At 69.1% G+C, this 11,432-nt stretch carries 9 protein-coding genes and 1 rRNA gene; 8 read left to right on the forward strand and 2 right to left on the reverse strand.

Annotation, left to right across the window (positions count from 1 at the left end):
• Positions 1-277 precede the first annotated feature (277 nt).
• From ACZ7M3_RS29200 to ACZ7M3_RS29230, 7 genes are all read left to right on the forward strand, one after another.
• On the forward strand, positions 278-1,654 hold the full coding sequence (locus ACZ7M3_RS29200; RefSeq protein ID WP_472066893.1) for a S53 family peptidase: 1,377 nt from the start codon (positions 278-280) through the stop codon (positions 1,652-1,654).
• A gap of 903 nt (positions 1,655-2,557) precedes the next feature.
• Complete coding sequence (locus ACZ7M3_RS29205; protein ID WP_054232206.1) at positions 2,558-2,866, forward strand: hypothetical protein; 309 nt, start codon at positions 2,558-2,560, stop codon at positions 2,864-2,866.
• A gap of 185 nt (positions 2,867-3,051) precedes the next feature.
• Positions 3,052-3,912 carry a DUF8175 domain-containg protein gene (locus tag ACZ7M3_RS29210; RefSeq protein ID WP_472066895.1) on the forward strand — a complete coding sequence of 287 codons (861 nt, stop codon included), beginning with the start codon at positions 3,052-3,054 and terminating at the stop codon, positions 3,910-3,912.
• On the forward strand, positions 3,902-5,242 hold the full coding sequence (locus tag ACZ7M3_RS29215) for a hypothetical protein (RefSeq protein ID WP_472066897.1): 1,341 nt from the start codon (positions 3,902-3,904) through the stop codon (positions 5,240-5,242). Before ACZ7M3_RS29210 ends, ACZ7M3_RS29215 begins: the two co-directional genes overlap by 11 nt.
• On the forward strand, positions 5,239-6,798 hold the full coding sequence (locus ACZ7M3_RS29220) for an SCO6880 family protein (protein WP_472066899.1): 1,560 nt from the start codon (positions 5,239-5,241) through the stop codon (positions 6,796-6,798). The genes ACZ7M3_RS29215 and ACZ7M3_RS29220 overlap by 4 nt, the downstream gene beginning before the upstream one ends.
• A 14-nt stretch (positions 6,799-6,812) precedes the next feature.
• Positions 6,813-8,237 carry an ATP-binding protein gene (locus tag ACZ7M3_RS29225; RefSeq protein WP_351313262.1) on the forward strand — a complete coding sequence of 475 codons (1,425 nt, stop codon included), beginning with the start codon at positions 6,813-6,815 and terminating at the stop codon, positions 8,235-8,237.
• Between the two features lies 1 nt (position 8,238).
• A complete protein-coding gene (locus tag ACZ7M3_RS29230; protein WP_472066901.1) occupies positions 8,239-9,762 on the forward strand; it encodes a type IV secretory system conjugative DNA transfer family protein in 1,524 nt (507 codons plus the stop codon).
• 6 nt (positions 9,763-9,768) lie between these two features.
• Here the strand turns inward: ACZ7M3_RS29230 and ACZ7M3_RS29235 are convergent, their stop codons facing one another.
• Positions 9,769-10,311, reverse strand: a complete 543-nt coding sequence (locus ACZ7M3_RS29235) for a GNAT family N-acetyltransferase (RefSeq protein ID WP_472066903.1) — start codon at positions 10,309-10,311, stop codon at positions 9,769-9,771.
• Positions 10,312-10,434: 123 nt separating this feature from the next.
• Here ACZ7M3_RS29235 and ACZ7M3_RS29240 point away from each other — a divergent pair, with 123 nt between their 5' ends.
• Positions 10,435-11,196 (forward strand): CDP-alcohol phosphatidyltransferase family protein, encoded by a 762-nt coding sequence (locus ACZ7M3_RS29240; RefSeq protein WP_472066905.1) that lies wholly within the window; start codon positions 10,435-10,437, stop codon positions 11,194-11,196.
• Positions 11,197-11,339: 143 nt separating this feature from the next.
• Here the strand turns inward: ACZ7M3_RS29240 and rrf are convergent.
• Positions 11,340-11,432: ribosomal RNA gene (rrf, locus tag ACZ7M3_RS29245) — 5S ribosomal RNA — on the reverse strand; the annotation flags it as partial.

Here is an 11,432-nt window from a genome sequence, read left to right on the forward strand (position 1 = left end):
CGGCTTCCGCCGTCACCACCCGCGCCCCGCCCGATGCACAGCCGAGCCGCGAAGCGAGTCAAGTCGACGTCAACTTCCAGCCATCGAGGGGCCATTGAGGGGTAACCCGATCACCCGGGTTCGGTAAGGCGGAAGTCAGAATTCCAGATCTCTCTTGTTTGTCGCGTACTCAACAAGCGAGTGTCTACGCGGGTCACACGGCCCGGCCGCCGGGGACATCGCACCGACGGCAACAGCACCCGCACCGCCCCTGTCAACCTCTCTCAGGAGCTGTACGTTGCGTACTACACCCCCCATACCCCCCACGTCCCCCACACCCGGCAACAGATCGGCCGCACGCTCCACCTGGCGCCGCATGGGCTCCGCGGCCGTCGCCACCGCCGCCCTCCTGGTGGCCGGTTTCGGCACCGCCGTCGACGCGAGCGCGGCAGCCGGCACGACCGCGACGAAGACCGTCGCGAGCAAGAGCACCGCCGCCAAGGCCGCTTCCACCAAGGTCACCTGGACCCGTTCCTGCGCCGAGCCCAAGAAGAAGGGGGAGATGGCCTGCAACGCGCTGCGCGTGACCGGCGGCACGACCGCCTTCATGCAGGCCAACGCCCACGCGGACACCGTCACCCCCAAGGCCGCCGCCGACTCCCCCACCGGCTACGGCCCCAGCGACCTCCAGGACGCGTACGGCCTGACCGACGCCGCCGCCTCCAACGGCTCGGGCGAGACCATCGCGATCGTCGACGCCTACGACGACCCGAACGCAGCCTCCGACCTCGCCGCGTACCGCTCGTACTACGGCCTGTCGGCCTGCACCGTCGCCAACGGCTGTTTCAAGAAGGTCAGTCAGACGGGCTCCACGACCTCCCTGCCCTCCGCCGACAGCGGCTGGGCCGGTGAGATCTCGCTCGACCTCGACATGGCCAGCGCCGTCTGCCCCAACTGCAACATCACACTGGTCGAGGCGAAGTCCTCCTCCATGGCCAACCTCGGCACCGCGGTGAACGAGGCGGTCAAGCTCGGCGCGAAGTACGTCTCCAACAGCTACGGCGGCTCGGAGTCCTCCTCCGACACCTCCTACGACAGCTCGTACTTCAACCACCCGGGCGTCGCCATCACGGTCAGCGCGGGCGACGAGGGCTACGGCGCCGAGTACCCGGCCGCCTCCAAGTACGTGACCTCCGTCGGCGGCACCACCCTCTCCTCGAGCTCCAACAGCCGCGGCTGGACCGAGAAGGTGTGGAACACCAGCAGCACCGAGGGCACCGGCTCGGGATGCTCCGCCTATGACGCGAAGCCGACCTGGCAGACCGACACCTCCTGCTCGAAGCGCATGATCGCGGACGTCTCGGCCGTCGCCGACCCGGCCACCGGCGTCTCGGTCTACGACACCTACGGCGACGGCACCGGCTGGGTCACCTACGGCGGCACCAGCGCCTCCTCGCCGATCATCGCGGCCGTGTACGCCCTGGCCGGCACCCCGTCCAGCGGCTCGTACCCGGCGAAGTTCCCGTACGGCTCGGCCGGCACGTCCGCGCTCAACGACGTGACGTCCGGCAGCAACGGCTCCTGCTCCACGAGCTACTTCTGCACCGCCAAGTCGGGCTACGACGGCCCGACCGGCTGGGGCACCCCGGAGGGAGTCTCGGCCTTCACCGGCTGATCGCATCACCCTCCACACGGCACGGAGCCGCCGGGCGACGGATGAAGTGGGGATCCACCGGCGGCGCCCGAGACGGGCCGCGGCAGCCTGCCGCGGCCCGTTCTCCATCACGTCCACCCGATCGGAAACTTTGGTAAATCCCTTGATCCGCCTGTGAGTTGAGTCAAGTGGCGCTCAGCCGCAGTCCATCGAGCGGCCATCGAGGAGTAACGCGGCGGCCTCGTCCAGTAATGCGGAAGTCAGGATTCCAGACGGCTCTTGTTGTCGCGTACTCAGCAAGAAGATGGTCATCGGCGGGTCGCTGGGGCACCCCGGAGGGAGTCTCGGCCTTCACCGGCTGACCCGCCGGAGACACGGAAAACCCCCGAAAGCACGGGAAAGCGGGGGGAACTGCCGGGGAGGACGTGGGGATCCTCCGGCAGTGCGGGGAACGGGCCGCGGCAACCAGCCGCGGCCCGTTTCCGTGCGCCACGGAGACGGCGATAGCCTTCGGGGCAGCGACCGTGCGTCCACATCGGGCGGACGCGCGACCCGAAGAACATCGGCTCGACAACCCGTCAGAAACACGGCGGGCGCGCAGGGATGCTGCGAGGAGCGGCGGGGCGACCACCCCGCACTCGTCGTAGAAGGGGTTAACGACGGAACCACACCACAGGTTCCGGTTCGACTTCATTGCCCGGCGTGACCAGCCGTGATACACAGAGTGACCATACGACTCTTTGCATACCGTCGCACGCCTCCCGAAAGGGGCCCGCGTACGCCGGTGACAAGGGATTCGTACGAAAACCGCCAATCAATGACGCCAAGTCGACATACGACAGCGGCATTGTCGGCGAGAATGGGCCCGACCTCTGCGCACAGTGGCAGGGGGTGCAGAACTACCCACTAGGGGCGGTGACTTACATGCTTTTCGCAGCCGACAAGGGCGACATCACCACAATCATCGGCGGAATCGCCCCGGACTGGGGTCCCTTCGGCAGCCTGGGCAACGAGGCCAAGACGATGATCCAGGTCGTGATGGCCGTCGCCATCCTGCTCTGCCTCGGGATCGCGATCTGGGGAGCGGCGAAGCAACGTATCGGAGCAACGGCGCTCCGCGACACGTTCAGCGCCGAACAGGGCAAGGGTCTGATCATCGCGGGCCTCACCGGAGTCTTCATCATCGGCTCCCTCGGCACGCTCTTCACCATCGTGTACGGCATGGCCGTCTAGCTTCGGCCGGGCACCCGGCTCCTCACCTCATCTCCTCCTCCCTGTCCGACCCACCCGTCCGTCGTGCCCACCGGCTGAGGTTGCGTTTCCCTGATGTCGAGTCACCACACCGCGTCCGCGCGGGAACCAGCACGACTACCGTCGTACTACGCGGTTCAGGAAGAGGTTGAGGGGGCGTACGCGACATGAGTCTCGGTGACGAACCCGGATACGGGGACGGCTCCCGCGGCGACGACGGGGGATACGGGGGGACGGGCCAGACCCGGACCCGCCTCCCCGACCGCCCCGGAGACGTCTACGGCGGCGCCCGCCGCGGCCGCTCCTCCTCGCGGAGCCTGGTGACGGTGGTCGGCGTCGTCGTCCTTCTCATCGCGGCCATCGCCTTCGCGAACCGTGGAGGAGACGATTCCTCTTCCTCCTCCGGAACCGGCAACGGAGGCGGCGACGCCACCAAGACCTCCCCCACGGCCCCCTCGGGCCAACGCCCGGTGGACACGAACACCGGCGGCATCCCCACGGGGTTCGCGCACAGCGAGCAGGGCGCGCAGAGCGCGGCGGCCAACTACGCGGTGGCGCTGGGGTCGACGAGCATGTTCCAGAAGGCCGGTCGGCACGACCTGGTCGACACCCTCTACACCTCCGCCGCGGCCGACCGCCTCCAGGGCCCGCTGGACGACGCCTACTCGACGGGCTTCCTCAACAAGCTGGGACTAGACGCGGCCGGCAACGCGCCCCAGGGCAGCACCTTCGTCTCCCGCACGATCCCCGTCGGCAGCAAGGTCGAGCAGTACAGCGCCACCGACGCCAAGGTGTCGGTCTGGTACCTGGGACTCATCGGAATGTCCGCGCAGAACTCGACCGACCCCGTCACCTCGACCTGGAAGACGTGGACCTTCGAGCTCCAGTGGTCCGGCGGGGACTGGAAGATCGTCACCGACTCGCAGAAGGACGGCCCCGCCCCGGTCCCCGGTGACGACAAGGCCGCCACCTCCGACGAGATCAGCAAGGTCATCGAGGAGTACGGAGGGTTCACTTATGCCCGGTAGCCCGCGCCGTGTACTCAGCCTCACCGGCGCCGTCGCGGCCGTACAGACCGCGGTCGTTCTGCTGGCATCCCACGCCTACGCGGCTCCACCGAGCCCGACGCCGAACTCGAGCCCCAGCCCCGGTCCCAGTGCGAGCGCCTCGACCGACTCGTGCAGGCTCATCTTCGGCGAGGCCAAGAAGTACTGCGAAAAGGGCAATACCAACGGTGTCACCACCGACCCCGGTACCACCTCGACGCTCGACCCCCTCTCCTCGCTGGCCAAGGGCTGCGCCGAGGCCGCGTCCTGGACCATCGACAAGCTCTCCGCGGCGGTCAAGGACACAGCGAACGTCGACTTCACGAACCAGAAGTTCCTCCAGCAGTACGCCGTGGTCTTCGCCGCGTCGACCATCCTCACCCTCCTCCTGTGGCTGCTGGCCGTGGCGAAGCGGGCGGTGCGAGGCGTCCCCCTCGGCACCGCGATCTCCGAGGCGATCGGCTTCCTCTGGCTCACGGTGCTGGCGTCGGCGTTCACCCCGCTGATCCTCTACACCGTCGTCTCGGCCAGCGACGGCGTCACCGACGTCCTCGCCAAGACCACCGGCAACCAGACCGACACCTTCTTCGGCACCTTCTCCGGCGCCCTCGCCAAGGGCGAGAACATCGGCGGCGGCCCGATCATGCTGATCGTCGTCTCCCTGGTGTCGATCCTGGCCGCGGGCGTCCTGTGGCTGGAGCTCGTCATCCGCGCCGCCCTGCTGTACGTCGGCGCCCTGCTCGGCACCGTCGTCTACGCCGGGCTCGTCGACAAGAACCTGTGGGGCCACGTCCGCCGCTGGGCCGGCATCATGATCGCCGTCATCCTGGTCAAACCGGTCATCGTGATCGTGCTGGGCCTCGCCGGCGCGCTGTCGACCAACGGCGGCCCGGACTCCTTCTCCGCCGTCGTCTCCGGCCTCGCGATCATCCTGCTCGCCATCTTCGCCAGCGCGATGATCTACCGCTTCGTGCCCGGCTTCGGCGACGAGATCGCAAACGGCCGCAACAACCGCATCATGCAGGGCGCCGAAGGCAAGGCCGCGGCCGTGATCAGCTCCCCCGCCACCCTGGTCGCCCAGGGCATCAAGACCCACAGCACCCGCGCCGACAACAACGGCGGAGGCGGCGCGGGCGGCGGCAACAGCCAGCCGCGCCCCGCGAACCCCGTCTCCGGAGGCGTGTCCGCCCACAGCACCCGTACGCCGAACGGAGGCGGCGGATCCGTCCCCTCCGCCGCACCACCACCGCGTACCGGCGGCAACACCCGCAACAGCAGCAGCTCCAACCGCACGGGAGGTGAAGGGCGTTGACGACCGAATCCCACGTGTCCCATCCGGTCACGCCCCGCCGTACATATCTGATCGGCCGCGCCCGGCCGAACGCGATCGTCGGCCGGAACCGCGAGTCCGGCGAGATCGCGCTCATCATCGCGGGCGCGTTCCTCGGCATGATGTGCGGCTTGCTCGTCCCCGTCCTGTCCCTGCGGATCGTGCTGCTGATGGGCTTCCCGCTGGTGGCCATCGCCGCGGTGTACGTCCCGTACAAGCGCCGCACGTTCTACAAGTGGTTCGAGATCAACCGCAGTTACAAGCGCAACCTGCGCAGCGGCACGGCGTACCGCAGCAGCGTCCAGGAGGCCGGTACGCGTCTGGACGGCAAGGAGGTCGAGATCGGGCCGCCGCCCGGCATCGGCCGGATCTCCTGGCTCGCGGCCCCCTTCGGCCCCGACGAGATCGCCGTACTCCTGCACGCCGACCGCCGCACCGTCACCGCCGCGATCGAGATCGAGGGCCCGGGCGTCGGCCTGCGCGACAGCGAGGACCAGGAGGCCCTCGTCGACCGCTTCGGCACGCTGCTCAAGCACGTGGCGAACGGCGACGGCTTCGTCACCCGCCTCCAGATGCTCGCCCGCACCCTCCCCGCCGACCCGGACGCCCACGCCAAGGACGTCGCCCAGCGCGGGGACGAGAAGGCACCGGCCTGGCTCCAACAGTCCTACGACCAGCTCCAGTCCATGGTGTCCACCAGCAGCGAGCAGCACCGCGCCTACCTCGTTGCGTGCATGCACTACAACCGTGAACTCGCCGCCGAGGCCCAGGCGATGGCGCGCGCCGCCCGTCCCCAGGGCGGCAAGAAGCTGGACCGCGACGCCGGGCTCGCCGTCGTCATGGCACGCGAGCTGACCGACATCTGCTCGCGCCTCCAGGAAGCCGACATCCGCGTACGCCAGCCGCTCGGTCAGGGGCGACTGGCCTCCCTCGTGCACTCCATGTACGACCCCGACCACCCGATCGACCACATCCAGGCGATGACGAAACGTAATGCCTGGCCCGCCGAGCTCGACGCCATGGAGCCCACCTACCTCCAGGCGAAGACCCGCGAGTCCTCCACCCGCGCCCCCTGGTGCCATGCCACGGCCTGGGTGAAGGAATGGCCGATGACCCCGGTCGGCGTGAACTTCCTGGCCCCGCTCCTGGTCCACACCCCGGACGTCATCCGCACCGTCGCCGTCACGATGGACCTCGAACCCACCGAGGTCGCCATCGAGCGCATGCTGACGGAGAAGACGAACGACGACGCCGAGGCCAGCCGCCAGCTGAAGATGAACCGCACGGTCGACCCCCGCGACATCGCCTCCCACAACCGCCTGGACCAGCGCGGCGAGGACCTCGCGAGCGGCGCCGCCGGCGTCAACCTCGTCGGTTACATCACCGTCAGCTCCCGCTCCCCGGAGGCCCTCGCCCGCGACAAGCGCACCATCCGCGCCTCCGCCGGAAAGTCGTATCTGAAGCTGGAGTGGTGCGACCGCGAGCACCACCGGGCCTTCGTCAACACACTGCCGTTCGCCACCGGAATCCGCAGGTAGGAGCTGATGTTCTGATGCGGGATCCGCTGTCCGCCGCGACAGACGCCTTCACGGGCTTCCTCTTCGGCAAGGTCGAGACGACCCGCCTGCCCGTGCGCACCTCCACGGGCCAGGCCCAGGCGGTCTACCTGCCGACCGCCGCACCCGGCCTCGGCGACTCGGGCGTCATCATCGGACGCGAGGTCTACTCCGGGAAGGGCTACATCTACGACCCCTTCCAGCTGTACGGCCAGCAGCTCCCCGCGCCCCACTGGCTGGTGCTCGGCGAGTCCGGCAACGGCAAGTCGGCGCTCGAGAAGACCTACGTCCTGCGCCAGCTGCGCTTCCGCGACCGCCAGGTCGTCGTGCTCGACGCACAGGGCGAGGACGGCGTCGGCGAGTGGAACCTCATCGCGGAAGAGCTGGGAATAACTCCCATCCGCCTGGACCCGACAGCGGCCCTTGACATGGGCATCCGCCTCAACCCGCTCGACCCGGCGATCACGACGACGGGCCAGCTGGCCCTGCTGCGCACGATCATCGAGGTCGCGATGGGCCACGGCCTCGACGAGCGCTCCGGCTTCGCCCTCAAGGTCGCACACGCCTATGTCAACGAGACGATCGTCGAGCGCCAGCCCGTACTGATGGACATCGTCGAACAGCTACGCCACCCGGAGCCGGAGTCGGCCGAGGCGATGAACGTCGCCATAGACGACGTACGGGCGTGGGGCCTGGACGTCGCCCTGGTCCTCGACCGCCTGGTCGACGGCGACCTCAGGGGCATGTTCGACGGCCCCACGACGGTGGGCATCGACCTCGACGCCCCGCTCATCGTCTTCGACCTGTCCCACATCGACCGCAACTCCATCGCCATGCCGATCCTGATGGCGATCGTCGGCGTGTGGCTGGAACACACCTGGATCCGCCCCGACCGCAAGAAGCGCATCTTCCTGGTGGAGGAGGCGTGGCACATCATCAACAGCCCCTTCGTGGCCCAACTCTTCCAGCGCCTGCTGAAGTTCGGCCGACGACTGGGTCTGTCCTTCGTGGCGGTGGTCCACCATCTGTCCGACGTGGTGGACGGCGCCGCGGCCAAGGAGGCGGCCGCGATCCTGAAGATGGCGTCCACCCGGACCATCTACGCCCAGAAGGCGGACGAGGCACGGGCGACGGGCCGGGTGATCGGCCTGCCCCGGTGGGCCGTCGAGATCATCCCGACCCTGACGCCCGGTATCGCCGTCTGGGACGTCAACGGAAACGTCCAGGTGGTCAAACACCTCATCACCGAGACCGAACGCCCTCTCGTCTTCACCGACCGCGCCATGACCGAGTCCTCCGCCGACCGCCTCGCCGACGACGCGCTGCGCGCCGCCGAACTCGAGGCCGAGGAACGCGCCGCGGCCTTCGTGGAGCAGCACCTCGCCGATCTCGACGGTTCGTCCGAGTCCACGGTGGCGTGAGATGAGCCGGGACGGGCGGGACCGCCGCAAGGCGGAGAGCGAGGGCGGCATCCCGGACGGCCTGCTGGTCGGGGTGCTCGCCTTCCTGCTCGGCATGACCTTCCTGATCTGGTCGGCCACCGGGCTCGCCGGCTGGTTCGCCCACGGCGCCTGGCCGAACGCGGTCACCTTCGCCCGTACGCCGCTGGCCCTGCGGTACCTGATCGGGCACCCGCGCGACGTGACGGGCGCCTGGCCGGACACCCCCGCGGACCAGCTCTCGGGGTACGGGCTCTTCTGGGGCCTGTTCATCGGCCAGCTGATGGTGCTGGTCGTGATGACCATCTTCGTGATGGGGACATGGGCACGGTGGCGTACGGTCCGAGCGAGACGGAAGGCGGGGGCGTACGCGAGACCGACGCCGCCGCCGGCTCCGGCACCGGTGCCCGAACCGGCTCCGACTCCCGCCGCCGAACAGGTCCCGCCGCATCACGAGGTCCCGCTGCCGCGACCCGAGCCACAGCCGGCCGAGCTGCCCAAGGAGACGCCGCAGCCGACGTTTTCGACGGCTCCCTTGGCAGTGGACGGCAAACGGATGGGTGGGTGGGAAAGAAATCGCACCACAGCCGCGCTCATCCTCGCCCCACCAGAAACCCGCCACACCACCGCAACCCAAGCCGTACGAGACGCGGACGGCCCCGCCCTGGTGATCACCTCCAACCCCGCCATCTGGTCGGAAACCAAGGACGCCAGAGCCAAACTCGGCCCCGTGCTCCTCTACGACCCCTCCCACCTCTGCGACACCCCGGCCCGCCTCCACTGGTCCCCCTCCACCGGCTGCGAGGACAAGACGACGGCCGCCCAAAGAGCCATCGCCCTCCTCGGCCCCGTACGCCCCACCGCCAAGGTCGACCAGGCCATGGCAGACGTCGCCGAAACGCTCCTGCGCAGCTATCTGCACGCCGCCGCGGTGGAGGGCAAGGCCTTCCGCCACGTCCACCGCTGGGCCCAGGGCACCCAGGTACAGGACGCCGTACGGGCCCTCCGCACGAACCCCAAGGCCGCCGCCGGCGCGGCGGGCGAACTCGAGGCCGCCCTCACCTCACACCCGGAACGCCGCGACATAGCGCAGGAGTTGACGGCCCGCGCCCTGTCCGCCCTGTTCACGGTCAACGTCCGCGAATCCTGCACCCCGAACCGAAGTGACGCCCTCACGCTGGATTCCTTCGTCAACGAAGGGGGCACGCTCTATGTGGTCGGTGAACCCATCGAGGACCCCAAGGCGAACCCCGGCGCGATGCCGCTCCTGACGGCCCTCGCCTCAAGCGTGGTCGAGCGCGGCCGGCGCATGGCCGAACGGTCATCCTCCGGTCGCCTCGACCCACCACTTACGCTCGTCCTGGACGACGTCGCCGCGGTGGCCCCGCTCCCCCAACTGCCTGAGCTGCTCGCCACCGGAGCCGACCAGGGCCTGCCCACCCTGGCCCTCCTCCGCTCCCAGGAACAGGCCAGGGCCCGCTGGCCCCAGCACGAACTCCCGGTCTGACGACACCTACGGCCTGGCGATCACAAACTCCAGATCCCGGGTCCCCTCGTTCCCCTGGGATGGCACGGAACCCCCGGTCGGCACGAACCCCGCCCTGCGGTAGAAGGCCTCGGCGCGCCCGTTCTTCTCGTGCACGAACAGCCGTACCCGCTCAAGCCCGCGCTCCCAGGCCCAGGCGAGAGCGCTGTCGACGAGCGCGTCCGTCACACCGCTCCCCCGGTGCTCGGCCCGCACGAAGACACCCACCAGATGCCCCTGGTCCCGGTCGATCACGGCCTCGAAGAAGTCCCGCCGCCCCGCCTTCTCGACCAGCATGACCACGGAACCCGCCCACACCCCGTCCGGCCCGACCGCGACGAACTGCCGCGCCCCGTCCCCCTCGGCGGCCCCCTCCGCCCGCTCCTGCCAGAACGAGTCGGGCCGGGCCGCCGCCTGCTCGTAGGTCTCCAGGAACGCGAGATGCGCCACGGGGTCCCGCAGGGCGGCAAGCCGCAACTCCTTGACCGCGGGCCACTCGTCGGCCCTTATGGAACGAATCACATGGTTCATGGAACCCACCGTAGTCTTCGCGTTCGCCATCGCTCATCTGAATTCCACCCTGCCGATCCCCGCCGTCCGGGACCCCGTCATGCTCTTCCCTGTACTCACATTGATCCCAGGGGAGAAAGCCGCATGACCAAGGTCCAACTAGAGGAACTCCGCGAGGTCATCCACCCCGCGGGCAAGCTGGAGAGCAGGGCGGAACACTGGGCCGGCCGCCTTTACATGCGATCGCTCTCCCTGCGGGTGACCCGGCTGATGCTGGGCACCCGCGTCTCACCGAACCAGATCACGACGGTCATGGTCTTCGCGGGCGTACTCTCCGGAGTCGCCCTGGTCGTCCCCGGCCTGGGCGGCGCCGTACTGTCCGTCCTCTTCATGCAGTTGTATCTGCTCCTGGACTGCGTGGACGGCGAAGTGGCCCGCTGGCGCCGCCAGTTCAGCCCGCTCGGCGTCTACCTGGACCGCCTCGGCGCCTACCTCGCCGACGCCGCGGTCATGGTCGGCATGGGCGTCCGCGCCGCCGAACTCGGCCTGAACCTCTACCTGGTGGCCGGCCTGGTGGCCGCGATCGGCGTGCTGCTCCTGAAGTCGTCCTCGGACCTCGTCCACGTGGCCCGCTCCGACAGCGGCATGCAGAAGGCCACCGACCAGTCCGTCGTCCCGCGCTCCAGCGGCCTCGCCCGGGTCCGCCGCCTCACCTCGGCCGTCGGCCTGCACCGCCTGGTCAACGGCATCGAGTGCACCATCCTGCTGCTCGTGACGGCGATCGTCGACCTGGCGCTCGGCGACCTGACGGCGACGAAGGTCGCGACCGTGGCCGTGACGGCGATCGTCTGGCTGCTGGTCCCCGCGCACATCGTCTCGATCGTCGCGTCGTCCCGCCTGAAGTAGCCGGGTCGCCTGAAGGAACCGCGTGAGGGTATGCGGGGCTGTTGTTCGGCCCCGCATACCCCGCCGCCAATGGGCTCCAAGGTGAACGCAAAAAAGCCCCAACTTCGGGTACCTACCCGAAGTTGGGGCTCTTCTCAAAATTTGTTCGGCGGCGTCCTACTCTCCCACAGGGTCCCCCCTGCAGTACCATCGGCGCTGTGAGGCTTAGCTTCCGGGTTCGGAATGTAACCGGGCGT

This window comes from Streptomyces sp. NPDC111656 (assembly GCF_055656965.1).

Bases quoted from the DNA above. Each gene is read 5' to 3' on its own strand.
- ACZ7M3_RS29240 (WP_472066905.1), top strand. From the start codon at position 10,435: ATGACCAAGGTCCAACTAGAGGAACTCCGCGAGGTCATCCACCCCGCG.
- ACZ7M3_RS29210 (WP_472066895.1), top strand. From the start codon at position 3,052: ATGAGTCTCGGTGACGAACCCGGATACGGGGACGGCTCCCGCGGCGAC.
- ACZ7M3_RS29230 (WP_472066901.1), top strand. From the start codon at position 8,239: ATGAGCCGGGACGGGCGGGACCGCCGCAAGGCGGAGAGCGAGGGCGGC.
- ACZ7M3_RS29215 (WP_472066897.1), top strand. From the start codon at position 3,902: ATGCCCGGTAGCCCGCGCCGTGTACTCAGCCTCACCGGCGCCGTCGCG.
- ACZ7M3_RS29235 (WP_472066903.1), bottom strand. From the start codon at position 10,311: ATGAACCATGTGATTCGTTCCATAAGGGCCGACGAGTGGCCCGCGGTC.
- ACZ7M3_RS29205 (WP_054232206.1), top strand. From the start codon at position 2,558: ATGCTTTTCGCAGCCGACAAGGGCGACATCACCACAATCATCGGCGGA.
- ACZ7M3_RS29225 (WP_351313262.1), top strand. From the start codon at position 6,813: ATGCGGGATCCGCTGTCCGCCGCGACAGACGCCTTCACGGGCTTCCTC.